The sequence below is a fragment of the Rubrivirga aquatilis genome (assembly GCF_046845665.1).
In the GTDB taxonomy this organism is placed as follows: domain Bacteria; phylum Bacteroidota; class Rhodothermia; order Rhodothermales; family Rubricoccaceae; genus Rubrivirga.
Window position 1 is genome coordinate 3,694,732 of sequence record NZ_CP177355.1, and the last position, 25,970, is coordinate 3,720,701.

Consider the following 25,970-nt stretch of genomic DNA (forward strand, 5'->3'; position numbering starts at 1 on the left):
CGTCCCCTCCGCTCACCGTCATCCCGCACCCGCAGGGAAGGCGCCAGCCAACGCAGGAGAGGGATCTCAGCAGGAGGTCTCAGATCGTAGGCGAGGGCAGGGTGGGAAAGGGGCTCAAGCTATCCCTCGTCGCTTCGCTTCCCTCGGAATGACCCCGGGGAAAGGGTTCTGGCGAGTACGACGCAGCCCTGCTTTTCCCGAAGGGTCGGCCGAGCCAGTCCGCGCGTCGTGCCATCCGAATGGAGCGCTCCGGTGCCAGCCCCAACCCAGCGCGCCGCGCGGACGGGGGGATCGGCCGAGCACCACGCCCCACCGTTCCCCGGACCTCGCGAGCCGTTCCCCGAGAGCGCCCCACCACGCAAGCCCACGCCAGCATTTCCCGCGAAGGGGAGACCAGAGCCCCCGGGGCACCGTTTCTTGCCCCGATTCCGCCCGGCATCCCCCCTGTTGCTCCTTCTCTCCGACCTCCACCTCGGCCGTGGCTCCCGCGACGACACGCGGGCGGCCGAGCGCGACGCCGTCGCCCTGCTCCGGGCGCACGAGGCCGAGATCGTGGACGGCGACGGGACGCTGGTGCTGCTCGGCGACGTCTACGACCAGTTCATCGAGTACAAGCACTTGGTGCCCAAGGCCGCGCCCCGGCTCGTGGGCCTGCTGGCGGAGTGGGCCGACGCCGGCGCCCGGATCGTCTACGTCGTGGGCAACCGGGACCCCTGGCACCTCGATTACTTCGAGGCCGACATCGGCGTGACCGTGGTGCGGGGGGCGTGGCGATCACGCCTCGACAAACGGGCCCTGTATATTGCGCACGGCGACGGGCAGGGACGCCCCATCTCACTCGCCGAACGGCTCTCTCACCGCCTCCAGCCGCTCCTCCGAGCCCCGCTCATGGCCCGCCTCTACCGCATGGGCCTCCCCGGCGACACGGGCTACGCACTCGCCCGCGCCGTCGCCCGCCGCTTCGGCACCGACGGCGCGCCGGACGTGCCCACTGCCCAGGCCCTCGCCGACGCCGCCCAGCGCCGCCTGTCGGCTGGCGCCGACGTGGTCGCCTTCGGCCACAGCCATGCCCACGCCCTCGACGCCAGCTCCGACGGCCTGTACCTGAACCCCGGCTACTGGTTCGGCGCCCGCACGTTCGCGACGCTCGACGCCGCCACCGCCCGCATCGCGCGATGGCGCGACGGCGGCGCCGAGACGCTCGCCACCGAACCGCTGGCGCCCCGACCGCTGGCGCCCCGACCGCTGGCGCCTGCCCTCTCCTGAGACCGCCCCCCCCGGCTCCATGGACGACCCCACGACGTACTCCGACGACGACCTGGCCGACTTTTTCGGCTCTCCCGACGCGCGCCACGCGGCGCTCGACGCCCAGCGCGAGACGCTGACCGGCGAGGACGCCGAGCTCGGCGCCTTTTTCGGCTCGCCCGACGCGCGTGGCGACGGCGCCAGCCGTGACGCGCGGCTCGTCCAGCCGACGAGCTTGTCCGCCCCCCCCCCGCCGACGGGCCCCGAAGCCGAGCGCCGCCGCCGCGTCGGCCGCGCCCTCGCCGTTGTGCTGGGCTTGGTCGGGCTGGGCGTGTTCGCCGGGCTCGGCATCGTCGCCTACCTCAGCCAAGAGCTCCCGTCATTCGAGCAGATCGAGAACCCGCGCAACCTGCTGGCGACCGAGGTCCTGACCGCCGACGGCGTGGAGCTGGCGCGGTACTACGACGGCGAGAACCGGACCTGGGTGGGCCTCGACGAGATGAGCGTCCACGTCCCGAACGCGCTGATCGCGACCGAGGACCGCCGGTTCGACGAGCACTGGGGCGTCGACATGTACGCCATCGGCGCCATCATCAAGGACTTCGCGACGGGCCGCGGCGCGCGCGGCGCGTCGACGATCACGATGCAGCTGGCGCGCAACCTCTACCGCGACGCGACCGGCTACCGGATCGGCGAGCGGTCGGTCGTCCGCAAGGCCAAGGAGATCCTGATCGCCGTCCGCATCGAGCGGACCTACACCAAGCCCGAGATCCTGGAGGCCTACCTCAACACGGTCCCTTTCCTCTACAACGCCTACGGCATCGAGGCCGCATCGCAGACCTTCTTCTCGAAGCCCGCCGCCGACCTCGACCCGAACGAGGCCGCGACGCTCGTCGGGATGCTGGCGGCCAACAGCCGCTACAACCCCTGCCTCGCCCCCGACGGCACCTCCGCCGAGTGCCTCGACGCCGACGGCGAGGTCCTGACGGTGAGCCAGAACCAGGCCGCCATCGACCGCCGCAACGTGGTCCTGACGAACATGCTCAGCGCGGGCGTGCTCGACCAGGCCGCCTATGCCGACGCGCGGGAGGCGCCGATCCAGATCGCCTTCGACGTCTACAGCCACGAGGACAACCTGGCCCCCCACTTTGCCGAGGTGCTCCGCATGTGGTTCCGCGAGTGGGCCGAGGCCAACAACTACGACCCCTACGAGGACGGCCTCGTCATCCGCACGACCATCGACAGCCGGATGCAGGCGCTCGCCTCGCAGGCCGTCGCCGAGCAGATGGACCTGTTGCAGGACAAGGTCAACCGCGGCTGGGGCTCGGCCTCGAACCCGTTCGGCTACTGGTGGAGCCGGAATGCGGCCGTCGTCGACGAGTACATCGGCCAGACGGACCGCTACCGCTCGCTCGTCGCCGGCGACGCCCTCTCGGCCGATGCCGCCGTGGCCCAGCTCCGCCGCGACGGCGTGTTCATGGACTCCCTCAAGACGGCGCGGACGCGGCTCGAGGCGGGGCTCATTGCGATGGACCCGCAAACCGGCCAGGTCAAGGCCTGGGTCGGAGGCCGCAACTTCGTCGTCAACAAGTACGACCACGGTGGGCAGGCGCGGCGCCAGCCGGGCTCGACGTTCAAGCTCTTCGTCTACACGACGGCCTTCGACAACGGCTACTCCCCGGAGTCCGGCGTCTTCGACAGCCCCTTCAAGTGGGGCGACTGGGCGCCCAAGAACTCGGGCAACAGCTACGCCGGCTACACGACGCTGGCGGAGGGGCTGCGCTCGTCGCGCAACGTCGTCGCGGCCCGCATCACGAAGCACTTCGGCACCGCCGAAGTGGCCCGGACGGCGTACCAGCTCGGGATCCGCACCCGGCTCGAGCTCCCCGAGTTCGACGCCGAGACGTGCCCGCCCTTCGAGGCCCGCAAGAACGACTGCTACGCGCGGTCCATCGGCCTCGGCACCCAAGACCTCTCGCTGCTGGAGATGGTCACGGCGTACGCGACTGTCGCCAACTACGGCGTCTACCACGGCCCGACGATCGAGGAGGACCGCCCGCAGAACGCGGACATCCCGCCCCACATCGTCCTGGCCGTCGACCGCATCGAGGACCGCTACGGCAACGTCATCGCCGACTTCACGCCGGTCGCCCGCGAGGTCCTGAACCCGAGCACGGCTTACACCACCTTCAACGCCATGCGCGCGGTCGTCCGGGCCGGCACGGGCCGCGGGCTCGGCGGCTTCCGCGGCGTCGGCGCGCTCGACGTGGCCGGCAAGACCGGCACCACGCAGGAAAACGCCGACGGCTGGTTTATCGGCATGACGCCCGAGCTCGTCGTCGGCTCGTGGACGGGCTTCGACGACCGCCGCATCACCTACCCCTCGACCAGCATCGGCCAGGGCGGCCGGACCGGCCTGATGAACGTCGGCGCCTTCCTCTCGAAGCTTCAGAACGAGGGGGCCGACGACATCAAGCTCGACCCGGACCGGCAGCTCGAGCGCCCCGACAACTACCAGCCGCCGACCCGCCGCAGCCGCATCGGCGACGCTGGCTACTGGCCCGGCGACGCCCGGTCCCGGCGCTCCGGGGGCACCCGCAGCCGCAACAGCTCCGACGCCGACCGCCCGGCGCGCGAGATCCTGGACGGCTTCCGCGAGCGCGAGCAGGCCCAGCCCCGCCCGCAGACGCAGGGCGGCGGCTCCGGCGGCCGCATCGGCTGGTAATCGAGGGCACGGGGCAAGGGGGATGAGGCAAGGGGCCTTTCCCCTCGTGCCCCACGCCGCTTCCCCCTTGCCCTTGAAAATCCTCCACTGCGCCGACCTCCACCTGGGCTACGAGACGCACGGGCGGCTCGACCCGGCGACCGGCCTCAACACGCGGCTCCTCGACTTCCGCCGCTCGTTCGACGTACTCGTCCAGCACGCGATCGCTGAGGACATCGACCTGTTCTTGTTCGCGGGCGACGCGTATCGGACCGCCGACCCGACCCCGACGCAGCAGCGCCAGTTTGCCGAGGCGCTCCGCCCGGTCGTCGAGGCCGGCATCCCGGTCGCCATGATCGTCGGCAACCACGACCACCCGGTCAGCTTCGGGAAGGCCTCGTCTATCGACATCTTCGGCGTGCTCGACGGCCGCGTCGACGTGTTCACCCAGCCGACGTTTCGGGCCGAGAGCGAGCCCGCCGGGCCGATCCAGACCAAGTCGGGGCCGCTCCAACTCGTCGCGCTGCCGTGGCCGATCCGGTCCAAGATCCTGGCCCGCGACGAGTACCGGGGCAAGACGCCACACGAGATCCGCGAGACGATCGAGACCTATTACACGGCGTTCGTCAAGACGTGCGCCGCCGCCGCCGACCCGGCGGTCCCGCTGCTCGTCTGCGCGCACCTCACCGTGCAGGGCTCGGAGCTGAGCGGCAGCGAGCGCGCCAGCCTGATCGCGCACGAGCCCACGTTCACCGTCGCCCAGCTGGCGCCCCCCGGCGTCGACTACGTGGCGCTCGGCCACATCCACCGCTTCCAAGACCGCAACGCCGAGGCCTTCGCACGCGGCGACGGCCCGCCCGTCGTCTACAGCTCGTCCATCGAGCGGATCTCGTTCAAGGAGCACGACGCCGAGAAGGGGTTCGTGATCGTCGACATCGACGCGGGGGGCGAGCCCGGGCGGCGGACGGCGTTCGAGTTCGTCGCCACGCCCGCGCGCCGGTTCGTACCGATCCAGGTCGACGCGACGGAGGCCCCAGACCCCACCGCGGCCGTGCTGGCGGCCATCGGCCGGCACGACATCGCCGACGCCGTGGTGCGCGTCCGCTACCGGATCGGCGAAGAGCAGCCGGCCGTCGACGAGTCCGCCGTCCGCGCCGCGCTCGCGCCCGCCGACACCATCGCCGCCATCGAGCGCGAGCTCGACGCCGTCGAGCGTCGCCAGCGCACCGTCGTCCGCCGCGACACGTCGATCGCCGAGGCCGTCTCGCGCTACGTCGACCAGCACGAGACGCTGGCGAAGGTCAAGGACGACCTGGTGGCCGCCGCGCTGGAGCTGGAGCGCGAGGTGGACGAGGCAGGGTAGAGACGGCCGGCCCGCCGGTCCGCTCGTCACACGCGATGCGGACCGTTCCGGGCCTCCGCTTGCGCGACGGCGCTTACCTCGCCGCCGGCTCCATCCAGACGCGCGTCGAGGCCATCATCGTCTTGCGGGCGGCCGCCGCCGCCGCCGCGTCCGTGAACACGCCGACCACGGCCGAGCCGGTGCCCGACAAGACCGTATGGTCCGCCCCGGCGTCCTCCAAGCGCCCGCGCGTGGTCGCCACGGTGGGGAAGGCGGCCTCGACGGACGGCTGGAAGTCGTTCGTGACCTCGGCCCGCCAGCGACCGATGTCGTCCGAGGTCACCGCCGCGGCGAGGTCCGGGCGGTCGCGGTCGTCCGGCGTGACGCCGACGAACGCTTGGGCGGTCGAGATGTGGGCGTAGGGGACGGCCACCACCAGCGAGAACGGGCACCGCCAGCGGGCGCCGTCAGCGTCTACGAGCGGCGTCAGAGCTTCGCCCCGGCCGGTCGCGGCCGACGGCACGGGGTCGAGGAAGAACGGGACGTCGGAGCCGAGGCCGAGCGCGAGCGACCGGAGCACGGCGTCGGGGACCTTGAGGCGCCACAGCTCGGCGAGCACCCGGAGCGTGGCGGCGGCGTCGGAAGAGCCGCCCCCTAGCCCGGCGCCGTAGGGCACCCGCTTGGCGAGATGAATCTGCGCTCCCAGCTTGGCGTCGCCCGCCCAGACGCGCAGCGCCATCGCGGCCCGGACCACCAGATTCGAGGGGTCGGTCTTGAGCGCCGGGTCGTCGGTCGCCAGCGCCAGCCGCCGCGCCGGGCCGGCCGAGAGGGTGTCCGCCCACCCGATCGGCTGGAAGACCGTCGCGAGATCGTGGTACCCGTCCGGACGCTTGCGCAGGACGTGGAGACCGAGGTTGACCTTGGCGGGGGCGGACTGGACGGGCACGGGCGTGGTGGGTTCGGGGGCCGTATGCCCCCTTCAGCGAGTCGAGCCGCAACGTACTCTCGGGGACCGCCGCCGTCCCCGGACGGTGCGGTGCCCGGGGCCGTCGAGGCCCTCAGGGCTGGTCGCGGATGAACGCCACGTCGGCCTGGAGCCCCTGCCGGGAGGGACGGAGCACGAACACCGGCGCGACGAACGCCGGGACGAACCCGCGCCCGCGCATCCACGCCATGACCTCCTCCGCTGGAGGCTCCCCCTCGTAGAGCGGGACGAACGACAGTTCGCGTTGGACCGCGTCGATCCGCGCCAGCGACGCCTCGGCGCCGGCCAGCCCCTCCCTCTCGTACCCCTGGGCGTCCACCTTCAGCGCCACCTGGTCGCCGGGCCGGCACACCTCGTCGAAGACGTCGTCGAGGCGCTGGACGTCGACCTCGATCGTGGCGTCGAACGAGAGGGAATCCGCCATCTCGCCCGTGCGCTTTGAGGGAGCAGCAGCGAACTGCTGGCGTCGAAGTGGGTAACTTCATCGGCAACCGCGCGGGTTCGGCGCCGAGAGCATGGTTTCGCACGGCCCACTCCATGTCCTCGGCGGCGGCCCGGGCGAGCCGCTCGAACACGGCCGGGATGGGCTCGAACGACACGATCCGCCCAGAGAACCCCCGTTGGCGGAACGATGTGGCAAACTGGCCCTCGTCCGCTCCGACATCGAGCAGCACGTCGGGCGCCCGACGAAGCAGACGGTCCGCGGGAACGGGGATGACCTCGTATCCAACTCGGCGGAGCAGGTCGTGGACTCGGCCGATGGGGAGCGTCATACGAGGAATGGAATGGGCCGAGATCCGTAGGCTACACCCGGAGCGCCCCATGCCGGGCGCGAGCGGCCTCGACCGGGCACGGACACGCCCGGAGGGGGCGTCCGATTCCCTCTTGGCTTCGCAGACCGGACCGTACCTTCGGCGACGGTTGCTACGCCCGCTCTCCCTCCGGCACCCCCATGCCCCTTCCCGTTCGCGGGATCGTTCTGCCCGTGCTCGCCGCCGTCTGCTGCCTCTGCGCGAGCCCCGACGTAGCCGCCCAGTTCATCCCCTCCGCCGGCTCGGCGTCGCGCGTTCCCACATTGAACACGCAGGTCCGCGCCTCGTCCCGCGCCAGCGATGACGTCGTGCTGGCCGGCCCGGTCGACCCCGAGACCTACCTCGTCGGCCCCGGCGACGTGTTCGTCGTGTCGGTCGGCGGCGGCTCCGTCGCCAGCCCGCCCCACCAGACCGAGGCGGTCGTCTCCGCCGACGGGCTGCTCGTGATCGCCGAGGCCGGCACGTTCCGGGCCGCCGGGCGGACGCTCGCCGCCGTCCGCGCCGAGGCCTCGGCCGCGCTCAACCGCCAGTACCGCAACGTGCCGACCGACGTGGCGCTCGTGTCGCCGCGCCGGTTCGCCGTCTACGTCTCCGGCGCCGTCCCGCTGCCGGGCCGCCAGATCGTCACCGCCGTCGGCCGCGTCGAGGACGCCATCGCCAGAACCACGGGCGACCTGAACCCTCTGGAGCTGGCCGACTACGAGACGCCGCCGTGGTACGAGGTCGAGCGCCGCGTCGCGCTCCGCAACGTCCGCGTGGTCAGCCGCGACGGCACCGAGCGCCGCGTGGACCTGCTGCGCTACTACACCACGGGCGACCTCGCCTTCAACCCGCTCTTGGCCGACGGCGACGCCGTGTTCGTGCCGACCTTCGACCCGACGCGCGAGAGCGTCACCGTCAGCGGCGACGTGGACCGGCCGGGCTACTACGACTGGCGGCCGGACGACACTATGGCCGCCGTCGTGGCTGTCGCGGGCGGGCCCGGGCTGGCGGGCGCGGCCACCGTCCGGCGCACGCGCATCGTCGATGGGCGGCCCCAGAGCGTCGTGGTCCCGCTCGCGCAGGCGGGCACGCTCGACCTCGGCCCGCGCGACCAAGTGACCGTCCTAGCGTCGGAGCCCAACGCCGGGCTCGCGGAGGTCGTCGGCGCGCTCGCCTACCCCGGCGTCTACCCCATCGTCTCGGGCCGGACCACCTTGCGGACGCTCGTGGAGGCGGCCGGCGGGCTCACGCCGGAGGCGCTGATCCGAGGGGCGTACCTCGAGCGCACCGCCCGGTCGGAGCCGCAGTCCGCGCTCGACCCGCTCGCGTTCCCCTCCGACGAGCCGCTCACCGTCGGCACCTTCGACTCGACGGTCACGGCGCTCGGCCGACTGAGCGACCTCGGGCTGGTCGGGCGGCGGTACTACATCCAGGAGTACGTCACCACGGCGCGCCTGTCGGCCGACGTGGCCGGGGCACTGAACGGCGGCGCCGAGATCGTGCTCCGCGACGGCGACCGGCTGGTCGTCCCTCGCGACCTGGGCGTCGTCCGCGTGTTCGGGCAGGTGGCCGTGCCCGGCTACGTCCCCTTCGACGACGGGCTCACCGCCGCCGACCTCATCGCCCGGGCGGGCGGGATGGGCCCGGCCGGCACGACGATCTACACCATCGACGCCGCGACAGGCCGGTTCACGCCCGGTCCGAACACACCCGTCGGCGCGGGCGACGCCATCTTCGTCGACCGACCGCCGACGTCGGACTCGCCGCAGTTCGAGAACCTCGCGCTGCAAGAGCGCCGAGAGGAGCGGGACGCCGAGCGGGACCGCCGCCAGTTCCTCTTCCAGGCCATCACCACGACCGTCTCCGTCGTGGGCACCCTGCTGACGGCCTACGTCGTGTTCGTCCAGGACCGAAACTGATCAGCATGGAACCCCTCCAGACCTCGGACCGGACCGACCTCGGCGCCTCGGGCGACGGCGCTGGCGCCTTGCCTCCCGCCCCGATCGACCCGGTCGCCCTGGAAACCCAGAACCGCCTGTGGTGGGCCGCAGGCGTCGTGTACCGTCGCGTGGGCTGGATCGTGGGCGTGACGGCGCTGGTGGCCGCGCTGTCGGTGTACCTCACGCTCCAGATCCCCAACCGCTACCGCGCCGAGACGCGCGTGCTCTTGCAAGACACGGGCGGCGGCGGTCTGCTGGCGGGCGCGCTCAGCAACCTGCCCCCGGCGGCGGCGGCGCTGATCGGCGGCGGCGGCGGCGGCGGGTTCACGCGCTACATGGCGATCCTGACGAGCCCCTCCACGACCGAGTCCGTCGTCGAGCGCTTCGACTTGGTCGACCGCTACCGCCTGCGCGACGAGCCGTACCCGGAGCAGGCCGCCATGGGCATGCTCGCCGAGCGGGCCGACTTCGCGGTCAGCCTCGACTACGACTTTCTGGGCGTGAGCGTGCTCGACGAGGACCCCGAGATGGCCGCCCAGATGGCCAACTACTACGTCGAGCGGCTCAACGAGCGGCACATCGAGTTCCAGGCCAACAGCGCCGCCGAGAACCGCGCCTTCCTGGGCAACCGCCTCGACGAGGCGAACGCGGCGCTCGACTCCGCCCAGGCCGAAATGCAGGCCCTGCAGGAGCGCTCCGGCGTCGTCGAGCCGACGGCCCAGGCCGACGCCCTGTTTTCCGCGCTGGCAACCACGCAAGCCGAGGTGACCGCCGCCGAGGTCCAGTACCAGGCGCTGCTCTCGCAGTTCGGCCCGGAAAACCCGAGCGTCGTCGCGGCCAAGGCCGGCGTCGACGCGGCGCGGCGCCAGGTCACGCGTCTTCGGAGCGGCGCTGAGGCGGGGATGCCCGGCCTCAGCGGCCTGCCCCGCGTCCAGCGCCAGTACGCCGAGGTGATGCAGGAGCTAACGCTGCAGCGCGCCATCATCGAGACCGTGCAGCCGCTCTATGAGCAGGCCGCGCTCCAAGAGCGCCGCGAGGCCGACGCCGTCCAGATCCTGGACACGGCGACACCGCCGGTCAAGAAGGCCGAGCCGCGCCGCTCGCTGATCGTGCTGGCGGCGACGTTCTCGGCGGGGATCGTGATGGTGGCCCTGGTGCTGCTGCTCGCCGTGATCCGTCGGTGGGGCCCGCCCGTGCTCGCCCGGCTCCGGACGGCGTGAGCCCGGCCGCTCCCCCGGCCCCGGCCGGCCGCGCGGTCCTCGCGGCGGTCTCGGCCGGCGTCGTCGCGCTCGGCCTGGGCGTGCTGGCGCTCGTGCTGATGCTGGCGGCCGAGGGCGAGACGATGGGGCTGACAGCGCTCGCGCTCGCCGTCGGCCTGGGGCTGGCCGTCGCCCTTGCCAAGCCAAGCCCGCTGGCACGGCTGGTGGGCGTGCTGCTTCTCCAGATCACTCAGATCGGCGGCGAGGCCGGGCTGTCGGCCATCGAGGTTGTCGCCGGGCTCGCGCTGGTGGGCTACCTCGCCCAGTGGTACGTCGTGGCGCTGGCGTCGGCCCGTCCGCTCATCCGCACCGTCTTCGACGCGGCGGCCGTCGCGTGGGGGACCGTCGGGCTCGTCGTCGCCGCGGGCCTCGGCCTGATGTTCGGCGCCGACGCCTACGACTTCCGGGCCGACCTGCTGGCGACGCTGCCGTTCCTGTTCTACCTCCCCGTCAAGGACCTCTGCGTGCGCGAGGACCGGGGGGCCGTCGCGATCGCGGCCGTGCTGTGCGCGTTCGGCGTCGCGGCGTCGCTGCAGAACGCCGTGCTCTTCCGCAACGCCATCTCGGGCGCGGCGGCGCTCTACGAGATCGCCGACGCCCGCTTCAACGTCAGCGAGATCTCGATCACGGCCGGAATGCTGCTGGCCCTCGCCGGCGCCGCCGTCGCGCGCGAGCGGTCCCGGACGCTGGGGTCGGTCGCGCTTGCGGGCCTGCTGCTGGTAGGCCTGCTCATCACCAAGTCGCGCGGGTACTGGATCGCGGGCACGTTCGGGATCCTGGCGATGGCCGTCGTGGTGCCGGGCCGCGGGCGGCGGCGGATCATCGGCTACGGGGCGCTCGGCGTCGGCATCCTGGTGGCCCTCGCGGTCCTGCTCTTCCGCGAGCAGATCGTGCTCGTCGCCCTCGGCGCACTCGACCGCCTCGTGTCCATCGGCAGCGCCACGAGCGACATCTCGATCCTGAACCGCGTCGCCGAGAGCGCGGCCGTGTGGGAGCGGCTCCGCGTGAACCCCATCCTGGGGTACGGCTGGGGCGTGCAGGTGACGCACTACAGCATCATCGCCGAGGGCACGCGGAGCTGGGCCTTTTTCCACAACGGCTACCTGTCCCTGTGGTTTAAGACGGGGCTCTGGGGGGTGGCGCTGTTCATGTCAGTCTGGATCGGCGCGATGGCGCGGGCGGCGTGGGCGGCGCGGCGGACGGCGCTGCCGTGGTCGATCCGCGCGCCTGCCCTCGGTGCGGGCGCGGCAATCGCCGCGTTTACGCCGGTCGTCATCACCTCGAACCCGTTCGCCGTGCTCGACCAGATGCTCATCGTGACGCTGACGCTCGCGCTGGCACATGGGTCCGCGGACCGGGCGGCAGACCTGCTCCGGGACGCGTGAGCGGTCCTTCACGCCTGGTCCGAAACGTCGTCTGGCTGGCGCTGGCGCAGGTCGTCACGCTCGTGGTCGGGTTCGTCATTTGGGTCCACCTCGGCCGCACGCTCGGCGCCGAGCGGCTGGGGATGGTGGCCTTCGGGATGGCGCTCGTGTCGTACTTCGTGCTCGTCGTCACGCTCGGCTTCGACGCCGTCGCCGTCCGCGAGGCGGCGCGCGACGGGGCGCGCGAGGCCGAGATCCTTCCGCTCCTGCTCGGCGCCCGGCTCGCGCTCGCCGCCGGGGCCACGGCCGCGTTTGTGGGCACGACGGTCGCGCTCGGGCTGGGGCCCGCGTACCAGGCGACCGTCCTCGTGCTCGGCGTGCTCGTCGTCGCCCGCGCGGTCCAGCTCGACTGGGTGTACCAAGCGCGCGAGGAGATGGGCGTCTCAGCGCTGCGCAACGCGGGCGCCGCACTCGTGACGGTCGCCGTGGCGCTGGCGACGGTCCGGGGGCCCGACGACGTGGTGTGGGCCGCGACGGCGCTCGCAGCCGGCCCTGCGGTCGCCAACCTCGTGCTCTTGGTCGTCTATGCGCGAGAGGCCGGCGTGCCCCGGCCCCGGTTCGACCTCGCCGGCTGGAAGGTGCTCCTCGCGCCGGCAATCCCGCTCGCGGTGTCCGGGTTCGTGATGCAGCTCTACTACAACGTCGACAAGCTGATGATCGAGGCGTTCCGGACGACGGCCGAGGTGGGGCTCTACGAGGCGGGCTACAAGCTCTACGCCGTCGGCATCGCGGCAGCGGGCGTGCTGTACTCGGCCTTTTTCCCGGCCTTGTCCAGCGCCTTCGGGACCGTCGACGCGATGCGCCGCGAGGGCCGTCGGTTCGGGGGGGCGCTGCTGGCGCTGGGCCCGCCGGTCGCGCTCGCGGGGGCCGTGTTCGCCCCGGATCTGCTGACGCTCCTCTTCGGCCCGGAGTTCGTCGGCGCTGGTCCCGCCCTCAGCATTCTGTTCGTCTACGCCGCGCTGATCTACGTGAGCATGACGTTCGGCGTCCCGCTGATGGCCTGGAACGACGAGACGGCCTACCTCAAGGCCGCGATCGGCGGGGGGATCGCGAACGTCGTGCTGAACGTCGCCTTGATCCCCCGGTTCGGGATCGTCGGCGCCGCCACGGCGACGCTCGCGAGCGAGGCCGTCGTGATGGTCGGGATGGCCGTCCGCTACCGACGCCACACGGGCACGCTCCACCCGGAGCTGTTCGGACGGGCCGCGCTGGCGGGGGTCGGCGGCGGGCTGCTGCCGGCGCTGGCGGTCTCTGCCCTGGGGGTCCCGCTGCTGGTGGCCTTGCCCGTCGTCGCCCTCACGTCCGCGCTCGCGGTCTGGGCCGCCGGCCTGGTCGCCCCCAAGGCGCTCCTCGCCGCAATTCTGCGCCGGTAGCCGCCCCTCGAATTGCCACTGAAACGGCCCTCCCCGGCGTCCGCCGGCAGGGCCCGGCCCTACCTTCGCCTCCCCGACGCGACCCCGCATGGCTCCCCCCACCCTCTCGACGTGGCTCTACGCCGAGTCCCCCGATGAAGAGAGCCTCTACCCGCAGGTCGTCGGGCAGGGCGCGCCGTCGTCGGATCGGTTCCAGGCCGTCTACTGGCGGTGCGTCGCCGTCTTTTTCGCCTCCGCCAAGCGCTGGGCGCCCGACGCCCGGCTCGTGCTCTACACGAACGTCCCGGCCGTCCCCGCCGTCGACGGGCAGCCAATGGCACCGTTCCTCGACCGGCTCGGCGTCGAGATCGTCCGCCTCGATTATTCGTTCCAGCCGCCGGAGGGCTACTACGGGGCGTGGCGGAACCAGTTCTACGTCTTCGACGCGATCCGCGACCTCGCCGAGCGGACGCCCGACGACGGCGTGGCGATGCTCCTCGACTCGGACTGCGTGTGGGCGCGCTCGCCGGACCGCATGGCCGCGATGACCCAGCGCCATGGGACGCTGACCTACGACCTCGGACGCCCCGAAGGCATCGCGGAGAACGGACTGACGCTGGAGGACCTGGGCGCACTCCACACTGAGCTAGCGCCCGACTTCGGGGCGGACACGCCCGACACATCCCCGCCGTACATCGGTGGCGAGTTGGTGGCCGCGACCGGCCACGCCCTGCGCCGAGCCGACGGACTCCTCGACGCGCTGTGGGCCGAGATGCTGCGCCGTCACCAGGCCGGGCTCCCGACGTACAACGAGGAGGCCCACGCACTCGGCTTCGTGTACCACGTCCTCGGCGCGCCCTACGGCACGGCCAACCCCTACCTCCGGCGGATCTGGACGACGCTCTTGAGCGGCGACGACTCCCGGGCGCCCGACCTCGACCTCACCGTCTGGCACGTCCCGGGCGAAAAGCGCTACGGCCTGCGGCGCCTGTTCGTCGAGGTGCTCCGCCCCGACGGCCCGTTCTGGACGCTCGACGGCGACGCGTGGCGGACGTGGGCCGGCCGCCAGCTCGGCCTGCCCGGCCGGTCGCTCGCCAAGACCGCCCGAGACCTCCCGGTCGCCCTGCGCGACAAGCTCCGCGCGCGGCTCGGCCGCTGACCCATGCATCTCGCCTTCGTCACCGCCCACGACCCCTCCGACATCCGATCGTTCTCGGGCGTTCCGTACTACGTGACGCAGGCGCTCCGCCGCCGGGTCGACCGCCTGAGCGTGGTCGGCCCGCTGGCCCAAGGCGGCGCCGTCGCGGGGCGCCTCGCCAAGCTGCGCCACCGGGTGCGGGGCGAGACGTACCTCCGCGCCCACACGTGGGCGAGCGTCCGGGGCTTGGCCGCCGACGCCGCCCCCCAGATCGCCGCGCTCCGCCCCGACGCCGTCGTCGCGATGAGCACACTCCCGCTCGCGGCGCTCGACGCCGGCTGCCCGACCGCGTGCTGGCCCGACGCCACGTTCGAGGCCAACCTCCTCTTCTACCCCGACTTTACCGGCCTGCCGGACGCCCACGTCATCGAGGCGCACGCCGTCGAGCGCGCGGCCATCGAGCGATCGACGGTCGCCGCCTTCGCGACGGCGCACGGCGCTGACTCCGCGCGCGGCTACTACGGTGTCGACGACGGCTCGGTGCACGTCGTGGAGTACGGGGCGAACCTCGAGCCGGACGACGTGCCCTCGGCCCAGGCCATCGCCGAGTCCGTCGCGGCGCGGTCGGGCGACGTGTGCCGGCTGCTGTTCGTCGGCGGCGGGTGGGTCCGCAAGGGCGGCGATGTGGCGCTCCGCGTGGCCGAGGAGATGACCGCGCGCGGCGTCCCGACGACGCTGACGGTCGCCGGGTCGCACCCGCCCGTCGACGCGCACCCCTTGCTCCGGGCGACGGGCTTCCTGCGCAAGGACGTGCCCGCCGAGCGCGACCGCTTGCGTGCGCTGTTCGCCGAGAGCCACTTCCTCTGCATGCCGGTCCGCGCTGAGGATTTCGGCTGCGTCTTCGCTGAGGCCGCCGCCTTCGGACTCCCCTCCCTCACGACGGACATCGGCGGGATGCCGACGACCGTCGGCGACGACGCCGGGGTGCTGTTCCGCTTCCAGGAGCGCCCCCAGGTCATCGCCGACCGCGCCGTCGAGTTGTGGTCCGACCGCGCCGCCTACGCCCGACTGGCGACGACGGCGCGCGCGAAGTACGACCGCGTGCTGAACTGGGACGCGGGCACCGAGCGTCTGCTGGCCCTGCTCGCGCCGCACGTTCGGTGAGGCCTCCCGACCTCCTGATCGTCGCGCCGTACGCGGGCGGCCACCACGCCGAGTACCTCCGCTGGATCGTCGGCGGGCTGGCGGCCCGGGACGTCGGTCGGGTCGCCGTCGCCGCGCACCCCGCCCTGCTGGACGCCGAGGCCGAGGCGCTCGCGGCCGTCGGCACCCGCGCACTCGACGTGTCGCCGCTCGGCGCCCCAGGCTCCCTCTGGGCAGCCGGCCGCGCGGTCGGCGCCGTCGTCGGCGACGCCATCCGGTCCGCCCGGGCACCGGAGGTGTTCCTCCCGGCGCTTGACCACACCCAGCTCGCGCTGGCGACCGGCTTACGCTTCGATTTCCGGACGCGGGTGTCGGGCATCCTGCTCCGGGCGACCCTGCACGAGCCGGCGACCGGCCTCAGCGATCGTCTCCGCCAGCTTCGCAAGACGGCCCTGCTCCACGCGGCGGCCCGCAACCCCCACCTCGGCGCCGTCTTGGCCCTCGACCCCGGTGCCGTCGCCCCTCTCCGCCGTCTCGGCCTCGATGCGCGCTGGCTCCCCGACCCCGCCGAGCCGCCGACCCCGACCCGGTCCGTCGACGCGGTCCGCGCGTCGCTCGGGGTCGAGGACAGCCGCCGGGTGCTGCTGCTGTTCGGGTCGCTGGAGGTGCGCAAGGGGGTGTACGACGTGCTGGAGGCGCTGACGGACGTGCCCGACGACTCGGCCCGACGGCTGACGCTGGTCATCGTCGGGAAGACGTACGACGACATGCGGCCACGCCTTCAGGTCGCGATCGACGCCGCGCGCCGGACGGACGCGCAGGTCATCTTTCAGGATCGGTTCGTGCCCGACGGCGAGTTGGACGACCTGGTAACGGCCGCCGACATCGTGCTGGCGCCGTACCGGGGTCACGTCGGGTCGAGCGGCGTCGTGCTCCGCGCCGCCGCCGCCGGCCGCCCGCTGCTGGCGACGGCGGAGGGGATGGTGGGCCGCGAGGTCCGCGAGCACGCCCTCGGGCAAGCCGTCGACACGACCGACCGGACCGCGCTGGCGGCGGCGCTCGCGACGGCGGCGACGGCGCCGGCCACCGGCTTCGACCCCGCCCGTGCCGCTGGGTACGCCGAGGCGCACACCGTCGACCACTTCGCAGACGTCATCGCCGACGCCCTTCGCCAGCCATGAGCCCAGTCCGCCGCGTCTGCGTTTCGTGGGGCCGCTTCGGCCCGTACCACGTCGCCCGTCTCGCGGCGCTGGCGCGGTCGCTGGCCGCGCGCGGAGTTGAGTTGGTGGCGCTGGAGACGGCATCCACCGACGACACGTATGTCTGGGACACCCTGGCGGACGCCCCCGCATACCGCCGCGAGACGCTCTTCCCAGGGCGCTCGTTCGAGTCGGTCCCCGGGCCAGAGATGGCGCGCGCGATGCGGGCCGCGCTCGACCGGATCGACCCCGACGCCCTCGCCGTCGCCAGCTACTCGACGCCCGACTCCCGGGCCGGGCTGGCGTGGTGCCGTCGGCACCGCCGCACCGCCGTGATGATGTTCGACAGCCGCCGCCAGGACGCCGACCGCGCGGGCTGGCGCGAGGCCGTCAAGCGAGCGCTCGTCCGCCAGTTCGACGCGGCGCTCGTCGCCGGGACGCCCCAGCGCGCGTACGCCGTCGACCTCGGCGTCCCGCCCTCGCATGTCTTCCAGCCGGTCGACGTGGTCGACAACGCCCGCTTCGCTCGGCTCGCGGCGGAGGCTCGCGCCGAGCGCCCGGCCGACGACGCCCGTCGGTTCGTAGCCGTGTCGCGGCTGACGCCGATCAAGGGCGTCGATGTGCTCATCGACGCGTATGCCCGCTACCGCACCGACACGGCCACCCCGTGGGAGCTGGCAGTCGTGGGCTACGGGCCGGAGCGGCAAGCGCTGGAGGGCGCCGCCGGGCCCGGTGTGACGTTCTCCGGCTTCGCCAGCGGCGACGCACTCGGCCACGCGTACGGCCGCGCCGACGCCCTCGTGATGCCGTCGCGCAAGGACACCTGGGGACTCGTCGTCAACGAGGCCATGGCGGCCGGGCTGCCCGTCGTCGTGTCCGACGGGGCCGGCTGCGCGGTCGACCTCGTCGACCCCGGCGCCAACGGGTTCACCGTCCCGGCCGGCGACGCGGTGGCACTGGCGGAGCGCCTGGCTGCCATCGCGGCCCTGTCCGACGCCGAGCGCGCCGCGTGTGGAGACCGCTCGCGCGAGATCGTGTCCGCCTTCGGGCTCGACGACTTTGCCGACGGGCTCTGGGCCGCTATCGAGGCCGGGCGCGGGCGTGCCGACCGGGGCCTCTCCCTCCCCGCCCGCGCCGCGCTTGCCGCTTTGCGCGTCGCCGCCCGCCGCCCACGCGCCTTCCAAGCCATCCCCGACTGATGCCTGACGCCCGTCCAGTCGCCGTCGTCGGCCGCTTCCCCCCGCCGCTCGACGGCCAAACGCTGGCGACGGACCGGCTGGCCGAATTGGTGGGCGAATCGCGGCCGGTCGTTCGGGTGAGCACGTCGGCGCCCGAGGGCGACGCGCTCGTCTCGACCGAGGCGCGGTGGGGCTGGCGTCGCGCAGGCCACTACCTCGCCACGGGCCGCCGTCTACGCCGCGCCCTCGCCGCCGTGCCCGAGGCGCCCGCGCTGTGGGCGTCGATCTCGCCGCACCCGCTCGGCCACGCCCGCGACGTGCTGACGACGCTGCCCGCGTTTGGCCCGAGCCGCCCCATCGTTGCCGTCGTCCACCGCGCCTACTTCGACCGGATGTTCGCCGGCCCGACGCGCTGGACGGCGCGTCGCGTCGTCGCGCGCTGCGCAGCCGTCGTGTTCCTGACGGACGGGCTGGCGGACCGGGCGGCGCCGTTCGTTCCTGCCGGGAAGCGCGTCGTGATCCCGAACACCGTCGGCGCCGACGTGCTGTGTTCTCCCGCCGAGGTCGAGACCGCACGCGCGGTGCGGCTTGCGCGGCCGGGCGTGCGGCTGCTATTCCTGGGCAACCTGATGCCCGAGAAGGGCTACGACCTCGCGCTCGCCGCCGCCGCCCAGTTGGCAGAGACACACGACGTCCGGCTCGACCTGGTCGGCCGGTGGCCGTCGGCCGACGCCGAGGCTGCGTTCGCCGGCCGCGTGGCGGCGCTGGGGCTGGCGGGCCGGGTCGTCGCGCACGGAGGCGTGCCGCACCACGCCATCAAGCGGTTCGTGCTCGACGCCGACCTGCTCCTCTTCCCGTCGACGCACCCGAGTGAGGCGCTGCCCGTCGCCGTGCTGGAGGCGCTCGGCGCTGGGACGCCCGTCGTCGGCGTGGCACACGCCGCGCTCCCCGAGGTCGTCCGCGACGGGGCCGGGGTGCTCGTGCCGCCCGACGCCGACGCGCTTGCCACCGCCGCCGCCCGCCTCGCGACGCCCGAGGCATGGCCCGACGCCAGCCGCGCCGCTCGCGCCCGCTTCGACGCGGCGTACGCCCCCGACACCGTCTGCCAGCAGTGGCTCGCGTTGCTGGACCGCGTCGACAACCGAGCGTCCTAACGGCCCGCTCCTGCCCGGCCTTCCTGACGAATCGAGGACAAGCGGCACGAGGGCCAGGTGGCCTCGTCCAGGGGCCTACTGATGCAGGGGCCACTGATGGGCTCCGCGGCACAAGCAACGCGTGCGGAGGAGGCCAGTACTCCGGCGACGGAGTTGCCCGGCCCACACCGGCCGGGGGCCCGCCTGTCGGCCTTTGCATGCGAATGAGCCCAGGCAGCATCAGCCGTTCGCCGCCCAGTGGGGATCACCAGAGACCACCGAAAGTATGTCCTCTCTGTTCACAGCTCAGGTCAGCCCACTCAACGCCGCGTGGACGTTGGCTGGCCCGTCTCATGCCCGTCACCACCATCAAGGAGCACACGTTGCTCTCGCATCCCCTTGGTCCCCACTCGGTGGTGCTGGACCTCGGCGCGAACGCCGGGGTGTTCTCGACCGCGATGGTGCGGCGGTTCGGTTGCACCTGCTACGCCGTCGAGCCGAACCCGGCGATGGCCGCCCGGATTGACGACGACCCGCGAATCCATGTCCGACCGTTCGCGATGAGCGGCGAGGCCGGCGAGGCCACCTTTCACGTCAGCGCGGATCCGCTGGGGTCGTCCCTGCACCCGATCGATGAGACGGACTACCCGGAGGCGATCACCGTACCCACGGAGTCGCTGGCAGGCCTGATGGCGCGCGAGACGCTGAGCCAGGTGGATCTCGTCAAAGCCGACATCGAAGGGGCAGAGATCCCGATGTTCGACGCCTGCCCCGACGCCGTCCTCCAGCAGGTCGACCAGTACACGGTCGAGTTTCACGACTTCAATGGGACCACCCCGGAGTCTGTCGTCCGGTCGACGCTGGACCGGTTCCGAGACCTCGGCTTCGTCGTCTACAAGAAGTCCCGCCTGAGCTATTGCGACGTGTTGATCTTTCACCCGGACCGGGTCGACGTGTCGGCAGCGGAGATGCTGTGGGTGCGCACGGGGCGCCACTACCTCACAGGGCTGGGCCGACTGGCGAAGAAGGCCGTAGGGCTCGGCTAGTTCGTGGATTGTCAGTCTCGAGCCTTGAGGGGCTGCCGTCGCTCGCGAGGCGCGCGACGTCGGCGAAGCGCGAGCGACGGCGATGCCGCTCAACGCGGCGGGAAGCGATAGGCGCCGCACGCAGCCCGGGACGGACTCCCCAGACCGGGCCTAGTCCGTCCCCGTCGAGCCGAACCCGCCAGCCCCGCGCGCGGTCGTGTCGAGGTCGTCCACCGGGACCATCTCGACACGCTCGTAGCGCGACACGACCAGCTGCGCGATTCGCTCGCCGCGCGTGACCACGAACGGCGCCGACCCGTGGTTGACGAGCAGCACGCCCACCTCGCCTCGGTAGCCGGAGTCGATGGTGCCGGGACTGTTGAGGACCGTCACGCCGTGCTTGAACGCGAGCCCGGAGCGTGGGCGGACCTGCCCCTCGGCGCCGTCGGGGAGAGCGACCTGGAGGCCCGTGGGTACGAGCGCGAACGCGCCGGGCGCAAGCGTCATCGGCGCGTCCTGCGGCACGGCCGCACGGAGGTCGAGGCCCGCCGCGTCGGGCGTGGCGTGGGCGGGGAGCGCGAGCCCCTCACCGTGCGGGAGGACGGTGACGGGAACGGAGAGGTCAGGCATTGAAGAGACGGACGCGCCCCGCTGGCGGCGGAGGCCAGCGGGGCGCGGGGACAGGAAACGAGAGGGTTAAGCGGTGTGGTCCGCGCGCTCGATCATCCGCTTCATCGGGCCGGCGATGAAGAAGAAGCCGATGCCCGCGACGATGGCGATGGCGGCCACCAAGCCCATGAAGGCCGACAGTTCGAGCTTGTCGTAGAACCCGGCGATGGAGCCGGCGATAAAGTTGCCGACCGACGCGCCCAGGAACCAGACGCCCATCATCAGCGACGACACGCGGGCGGGGGCCAGCTTCGTCATCGCGCTCAGACCGACCGGCGACAGCGTCAGCTCGCCGAGCGTGTGCAGCAGGTACGTCACGATGAGCCACCACGGCGACACCTGCGCGCCGCCCGCCGACGCCGCGCCCGCGCCGACCATCACCACGAACCCGAGGCCGAGCAGGATCAGGCCCATCCCGAACTTGCTGGCCGTGGACGGGTCCTTTTTGCGTCGGCCGAGCCACACCCAGATCATCGCCACGAACGGGGCGATGGTGAAGATAAAGAAGGCGTTCAGCGACTGGAACCACGCGGCGGGGACCTCGCCACTGCCCAGGCCGGGCACCCACGAGAGCCAGCCCGGCACGGCCCGGTCGGTCGACTGCTGGGCGAACAGGTTGAGGCTGGAGCCGGCCTGCTCGAAGGCCGCCAGGAAGATGGCGTAGCCCGCGAACAGCAGGATGATCATGTAGAGCCGCTTCTTCTCGCCATCCGTCCAGTACGGCCGCGTGAGTAGCCACCCGAACAGCCCGAACGTGATCACGAACAGGACCACGATGTAGATGCCCTGAATGACCTCGGCCGTGGCGGGGATCACGCCTGCCGCCATCAGCCCGGCTAGGCCGCCGACGAACACGAGCGTGCCCAGGAGCCCCTTGATGAACATGCTCATCGAGGCCGGACGCTCAGCGGCCGCCTCTGGCGAGAGCAGGCCCACATCGCCGAGCTGCTTGCCCGTCAGCATGTAAACGGCCACGCCGATGGCCATGCCGACGCCCGCCGCCGCGAACCCTGCGTGCCAGCCGTAGCTGATGGCGAGCGCGCCGCAGATGAGCGGCATCGCGAAGGCGCCGATGTTGATGCCCATGTAGAAGATGGTGAACCCGGCGTCGCGGCGCGGGTCGTCGGCCGGGTAGAGCTGGCCGACCATCACCGAGATGTTGGGCTTCAGCATGCCCGTGCCCAGGATGATCAGCCCGAGCCCGCCGTAGAACGCCGCGATGAGGTCGAAGGCCATCGTAAAGTGGCCCGCCGCGATCAGGATGCCGCCGAGCAGCACGCTCCGCCGCTGGCCCATCAGCCGGTCGGCGATCCAGCCGCCGGGCAGGTTGGCGAGGTACACCAGCGACGTGTACAGCCCGTACACCAGCGCCGACTTGCCGACGTCGTAGCCCAGGCCCCCGTCGACGGTCTCGGCCGTCATGTAGAGGATGAGCAAGGCCCGCATCCCGTAGTAGGACGCGCGTTCGAAGAGCTCCGTAAAGAAGAGGTTCGACAAGCCGAGGGGGTGCCCGAAAAAGCGCGTGTCGTCGGCGCCGATGGCGCCGGTCGCGGAGGCACCGCCCGCGGCGGCGATCTGTTGGGCGGCGAGGTCGCTGGCGCCTTCGGCGTCGGGTCCTTTGCTCATGTTGGTGGGGTCTGGGAAGGGGTCGTGAACCGCGTGAAGATAGCGGCGCCCTCGGGGGATGCCCGAGAGGCCGCGTCCGACCCGCCCGGCGTCACGGACGGTCGAGGCTCGCGCCCGTTTGCGGCCTTTTGCTCGCGGCGCTCCGGCCCACCGGTGTGCCCGATTGGGGGACGTACGGGCACACCGACGGCCTCCGCCAACAGCGTGTCCCTCCCCCCGCCAGCTCTGGCGTCGAGGTGGAGCATGAGGTCTCAAACGACGTCCCCTCTCCGTGCGGGAGAGAGCCAACGCGCAGCGTCGTCGACGCCCGGGTGAGGGGTCGGGTCCCCGCACGCGATCCCTACCCCCCGTTCGCCAGCAGGCCCGCCGCGATCCGATGCGGCGCCCGGTCGTCGGGGTCGAGCGCCGCGATGCCCGCCGTCAACGCCGCCCCGTGCTCGCCCCAGAACCGCTGGCGCAAGCGCGCCTCCACGATCCGCCGCACGCGCCGCCGCAGCCGCCCGGCCCGGTTGGCGGCCCACCGCTCCGCGAGGGCGGCCCGGTGCGCGTCCAGCGCCTCCACCAGCCCTGTCAGTTCGCCCGCCAGCGCCGACGCCTTCACGACCGTCGGCGCGCGGTGCTCCGGGGGCCGCAGGTGGAGGGCCGCGCGGAGCGCCCGCACCAGCGCCGATGCCTCCGGCTTGTCGGCCTTGTTGACGCAGAACACGTCGGCCACCTCCATGAGCCCCGCCTTCATCGCCTGGACCGCGTCGCCGGACTCCGGGACCAGCACCACGAGCGTCGTGTCCGTCGCCTCGGCCACGTCGATCTCGCCCTGCCCCACACCCACCGTCTCAACCAGCACCACGTCGAAGCCCGCCGCGTCGAACACGTCGCACGCCGCCTCCGTCGCCTCGCTGAGTCCGCCGAGGGCCCCGCGTGCTGCGAGCGAGCGCACGAAGACGCCCTCGTCGGTCGCGTGCCGGTCCATCCGGACCCGGTCGCCCAGCAGCGCCCCGCCCGTGAACGGGCTCGACGGGTCGACGGCGACGACGGCGACCGTCTGGCCCCGCTGGCGGAAAACCTCGACGAGCCGATCGACGAGGGTCGACTTGCCCGCGCCCGGCGGCCCGGTCACCCCGATCCGCCAGGCGCGCCCGGTGTGGGGGTACAGCGCGTCAACCAAGGCGTCGGCGCCGTCGAGCCCGTTCTCGACCGCCGTGAGCGCACGAGCGATGGCGCGGCGCTGGCCGGAGAGGACGTCGGGGGCGAGGGCGGCGGCAGACATGCCACAAGATCGCCAGTGCCAGCCGCCGGGGCTCAGGCGAGCACGTCTGCAAGCTGTGCCGACGACACGCGTCCAAGCGCAGCCGCCAGCGCAGAGACGCTGACCGGCTTCGAGACGTAGTCGTCGGCGCCGGCGTCGACGCATTCCTCACGGTCGCCCTCCATGGCATTCGCCGTCAAGGCCACGATGTAGGGTTGGCGCACGTCCACCGACCGGATCGTGCGCGTCGCTTCGAGCCCGTCCATCTCCGGCATCTGGATGTCCATCAGCACCACGTCGTAGGGCTGGCGGCGGACGGCGGCGACGGCCTCCAGACCATTCGCCACCACGTCGGCGCGGAGCCCGAGGCGCTGCAGAATGCGGACCGCCACCTTTTGGTTGACGACGTTGTCCTCGGCGATCAGGATGCGGAGGCCGGGCGCGATGTCCGCCGCGGGGTCTGTGGGCCGGGCCACCCAGGTGTCGGGTGAGCGACTGGCCGACGCCGTCGGGCGCACGCGAAGCGCGTCGATGACCGCTTCGTAGAGTTGGGCGGGCTTGGTCGGCTTGTAGAGGACGTCGGCAACGCGGGCCGCCTCGGCCTCGGCGCGGAGGCTCGCGTCGCGACAGATCGAGGTCAGGATCAGGACCTCCGGGTCGCCGGCCCGCTCGTCGATGGCGCGCGCCACCTCGAGGCCGTCCATATCGGGCATCTGCATGTCGAGCCAGACCACGTCGAAGGGGGTGCCCGCGGCGTGGGCGCGGTCCAGCACGGCCAGCCCCTCCGGGCCCGACTCGGCGCTCTCGGCCGTCATCTGCCACCGCGAGGCGAGGCGACAGAGGATCTCGCGGTTGACCGCGTTGTCGTCGACCACCAACACACGGCGGCCGGCAAGCGACGGCTGCTCGCCCGCCAGGAACGTCGGGCGCTCGTAGTGGGCGACCTCGGCCCGGAGCGCGAGCGTAAACGTGGACCCGACGCCAGGCGCGCTCTCGACCAGCAGCTCGCCGTCCATGACCGAGGCGAGTCGCCGTGAGATGGTGAGGCCAAGCCCCGTGCCGCCGAACCGCCGCGTTGTGGTGGCGTCGGCTTGGGTAAAGCTCTCGAAGATGCTCGCCAGCTTGTCCGGCGGGATCCCGATGCCGGTGTCCTCGACGGCGAACGCGAGGCGGACCGTGTGGCCCACCGCGGCCTCCTTCGGCTCGGCCGAAACGCGGACGCAGATCGAGCCCACACGCGTGAACTTGGTCGCGTTCGACAGCAGGTTGACCAGCACCTGACGCACGCGCGTCACGTCGCCCGCGATCGCCCCCGGCACGCCGTCGTCGATGACGTAGGCCAGCTCGACGCCCGCCTCGGCGGCCTTCTGCGCCACCACGTCGAGCGCGGACTCCACGCAGTCGCGGACCTCGAAGGGCGCGCGCTCGAGGTCCAGCATCCCGGCCTCGATCTTGGAGTAGTCGAGGATGTCGTTGATGATGGTCATCAGGGCGTCGCCCGAGGCCCGGATGGTCTCCACAAAGTCGTGCTGCTCCCGATCCAGCGCCGTGTCGAGCAAGAGCGACGTCATGCCGATGACGCCGTTCATGGGCGTCCGGATCTCGTGCGACATGTTGGCCAGGAACTCGCTCTTGGCTCGGGTGGCCTCCTCGGCGGTGTGGAGCGCCGCTTCGAGCTCGGCGGTCCGCTCGTGGACGATCGCCTCGAGGCGGGCCTCAGAGGCCTTGGACAGGCGAAAGCGGTAGTCGATCAGGAGCGTCCCCAAGGCCCCCAGCAGCACGACCCCCGTGCCCAAGGCCACGCTGACCGCGATCCAGCCGACCGGGAATTCGCCAGGGACGTGTCCCTCGAAGGGCGTTAGGACGGCGGCGGCCATCCCGGTGTAGTGCATGCCGCAGACGGCCAGTCCCATCACCAACGAGGCCACCCCCATCAGCGGAACGTGGGGCTGGTCGCGGCGCGACACCCGGGCAAAGATCCAGAGCGCGACGACGGCCGTGACGACGGCGACGACGATGGACGCCACGAACAGTGCCCGGTCGTAGGTCAATGTCGCCGGCATCCGCATCGAGGCCATCCCAGTGTAGTGCATCGCCGCGATGCCGCCTCCCAGGACGACCCCACTCGCGACGATCCCACCGCCAGTCAGGCGCTCGCGCGTTCCGATCTGGAGCGCGAGCGCGGACGACGACATGGCGATCAGCACCGACAGGAGCGTCAACGCGGGGTCGTACGCCATGGGCATGCCCGCGTGGTAGGCGAGCATCCCGACAAAGTGCATCGACCAGATCCCGACCCCCATGGCCGCGGCCCCGCCGACGAGCCACTGAACTCGGGCTCGCCCCGTCGACCGGGCCATCCGCCACGCAAACGAGAGCGCGGTGAACGAGGCGACCGTGGCGACGGCATAGGAGAGGCCGACGAGGACCGGGTCGTACGTGACGGTGGGCATGGCGTCCCGAGCGACGGGGGAATAAGCGATAGTCAGAGGATCGATGGGGAGCCTGCGTTCTTTACCAGGGAAAGAGGGGCAAGGCCGCCCCCTGCATCGGCGCCCCCCCACCCCG

At 72.5% G+C, this 25,970-nt stretch carries 19 protein-coding genes and 1 pseudogene; 13 read left to right on the forward strand and 7 right to left on the reverse strand.

What is annotated here, in order from left to right; genetic code table 11:
- The first annotated feature begins 447 nt into the window (after positions 1 to 447).
- From ACLII4_RS16400 to ACLII4_RS16410, 3 genes are all read left to right on the forward strand, one after another.
- Positions 448 to 1,266, forward strand: a complete 819-nt coding sequence (locus ACLII4_RS16400) for a UDP-2,3-diacylglucosamine diphosphatase (protein WP_412068470.1) — start codon at positions 448 to 450, stop codon at positions 1,264 to 1,266.
- Between the two features lie 19 nt (positions 1,267 to 1,285).
- Complete coding sequence (locus tag ACLII4_RS16405; RefSeq protein ID WP_412068471.1) at positions 1,286 to 3,970, forward strand: transglycosylase domain-containing protein; 2,685 nt, start codon at positions 1,286 to 1,288, stop codon at positions 3,968 to 3,970.
- Between the two features lie 67 nt (positions 3,971 to 4,037).
- Positions 4,038 to 5,312 carry a metallophosphoesterase family protein gene (locus ACLII4_RS16410; RefSeq protein ID WP_412068472.1) on the forward strand — a complete coding sequence of 425 codons (1,275 nt, stop codon included), beginning with the start codon at positions 4,038 to 4,040 and terminating at the stop codon, positions 5,310 to 5,312.
- Between the two features lie 73 nt (positions 5,313 to 5,385).
- Here the strand turns inward: ACLII4_RS16410 and ispE are convergent, their stop codons facing one another.
- The 3 genes and pseudogenes from ispE to ACLII4_RS16425 form a co-directional block, all read right to left on the reverse strand.
- Positions 5,386 to 6,237 (reverse strand): 4-(cytidine 5'-diphospho)-2-C-methyl-D-erythritol kinase, encoded by an 852-nt coding sequence (gene ispE, locus ACLII4_RS16415; protein ID WP_412068473.1) that lies wholly within the window; start codon positions 6,235 to 6,237, stop codon positions 5,386 to 5,388.
- 112 nt (positions 6,238 to 6,349) lie between these two features.
- Complete coding sequence (locus tag ACLII4_RS16420; protein ID WP_412068474.1) at positions 6,350 to 6,700, reverse strand: FkbM family methyltransferase; 351 nt, start codon at positions 6,698 to 6,700, stop codon at positions 6,350 to 6,352.
- Between the two features lie 55 nt (positions 6,701 to 6,755).
- Positions 6,756 to 7,100, reverse strand: a pseudogene (locus ACLII4_RS16425) (FkbM family methyltransferase); the annotation flags it as partial.
- Between the two features lie 128 nt (positions 7,101 to 7,228).
- Here ACLII4_RS16425 and ACLII4_RS16430 point away from each other — a divergent pair.
- The 10 genes from ACLII4_RS16430 (at position 7,229) to ACLII4_RS16475 (ending at position 19,882) form a co-directional block, all read left to right on the forward strand.
- Complete coding sequence (locus tag ACLII4_RS16430) at positions 7,229 to 8,989, forward strand: SLBB domain-containing protein (protein ID WP_412068475.1); 1,761 nt, start codon at positions 7,229 to 7,231, stop codon at positions 8,987 to 8,989.
- Positions 8,990 to 8,994: 5 nt separating this feature from the next.
- Positions 8,995 to 10,230: a GumC family protein gene (locus ACLII4_RS16435; RefSeq protein WP_412068476.1), complete on the forward strand. Its 1,236-nt coding sequence runs from the start codon at positions 8,995 to 8,997 to the stop codon at positions 10,228 to 10,230.
- Positions 10,227 to 11,654 (forward strand): O-antigen ligase family protein, encoded by a 1,428-nt coding sequence (locus ACLII4_RS16440; protein WP_412068477.1) that lies wholly within the window; start codon positions 10,227 to 10,229, stop codon positions 11,652 to 11,654. The genes ACLII4_RS16435 and ACLII4_RS16440 overlap by 4 nt, the downstream gene beginning before the upstream one ends.
- Positions 11,651 to 13,066 (forward strand): flippase, encoded by a 1,416-nt coding sequence (locus ACLII4_RS16445; RefSeq protein ID WP_412068478.1) that lies wholly within the window; start codon positions 11,651 to 11,653, stop codon positions 13,064 to 13,066. The genes ACLII4_RS16440 and ACLII4_RS16445 overlap by 4 nt, the downstream gene beginning before the upstream one ends.
- A gap of 88 nt (positions 13,067 to 13,154) precedes the next feature.
- Positions 13,155 to 14,204 (forward strand): hypothetical protein, encoded by a 1,050-nt coding sequence (locus ACLII4_RS16450; RefSeq protein WP_412068479.1) that lies wholly within the window; start codon positions 13,155 to 13,157, stop codon positions 14,202 to 14,204.
- A gap of 3 nt (positions 14,205 to 14,207) precedes the next feature.
- Positions 14,208 to 15,347: a glycosyltransferase family 4 protein gene (locus ACLII4_RS16455; RefSeq protein WP_412068480.1), complete on the forward strand. Its 1,140-nt coding sequence runs from the start codon at positions 14,208 to 14,210 to the stop codon at positions 15,345 to 15,347.
- The gene (locus ACLII4_RS16460; RefSeq protein WP_412068481.1) at positions 15,344 to 16,507 is read left to right on the forward strand and encodes a glycosyltransferase; all 1,164 of its coding nucleotides are present in this window, start codon (positions 15,344 to 15,346) and stop codon (positions 16,505 to 16,507) included. Before ACLII4_RS16455 ends, ACLII4_RS16460 begins: the two co-directional genes overlap by 4 nt.
- Positions 16,504 to 17,724, forward strand: coding sequence for a glycosyltransferase (locus ACLII4_RS16465; RefSeq protein ID WP_412068482.1), 1,221 nt, complete (start codon positions 16,504 to 16,506; stop codon positions 17,722 to 17,724). Before ACLII4_RS16460 ends, ACLII4_RS16465 begins: the two co-directional genes overlap by 4 nt.
- Entirely contained in the window at positions 17,724 to 18,857 is a 1,134-nt protein-coding gene (locus tag ACLII4_RS16470; protein ID WP_412068483.1) for a glycosyltransferase family 4 protein, read from the forward strand. The genes ACLII4_RS16465 and ACLII4_RS16470 overlap by 1 nt, the downstream gene beginning before the upstream one ends.
- Before the next feature lie 332 nt (positions 18,858 to 19,189).
- Positions 19,190 to 19,882 (forward strand): FkbM family methyltransferase, encoded by a 693-nt coding sequence (locus ACLII4_RS16475; RefSeq protein WP_412068484.1) that lies wholly within the window; start codon positions 19,190 to 19,192, stop codon positions 19,880 to 19,882.
- Between the two features lie 150 nt (positions 19,883 to 20,032).
- Here the strand turns inward: ACLII4_RS16475 and dut are convergent, their stop codons facing one another.
- The 4 genes from dut to ACLII4_RS16495 form a co-directional block, all read right to left on the reverse strand.
- A complete protein-coding gene (dut, locus tag ACLII4_RS16480; protein WP_412068485.1) occupies positions 20,033 to 20,491 on the reverse strand; it encodes a dUTP diphosphatase in 459 nt (152 codons plus the stop codon).
- Positions 20,492 to 20,557: 66 nt separating this feature from the next.
- Complete coding sequence (locus ACLII4_RS16485; RefSeq protein WP_412068486.1) at positions 20,558 to 22,156, reverse strand: peptide MFS transporter; 1,599 nt, start codon at positions 22,154 to 22,156, stop codon at positions 20,558 to 20,560.
- A gap of 340 nt (positions 22,157 to 22,496) precedes the next feature.
- The gene (gene meaB, locus ACLII4_RS16490) at positions 22,497 to 23,423 is read right to left on the reverse strand and encodes a methylmalonyl Co-A mutase-associated GTPase MeaB (protein ID WP_412068487.1); all 927 of its coding nucleotides are present in this window, start codon (positions 23,421 to 23,423) and stop codon (positions 22,497 to 22,499) included.
- 32 nt (positions 23,424 to 23,455) lie between these two features.
- Positions 23,456 to 25,855: a response regulator gene (locus tag ACLII4_RS16495; protein WP_412068488.1), complete on the reverse strand. Its 2,400-nt coding sequence runs from the start codon at positions 25,853 to 25,855 to the stop codon at positions 23,456 to 23,458.
- Between the last annotated feature and the right edge of the window lie 115 nt (positions 25,856 to 25,970).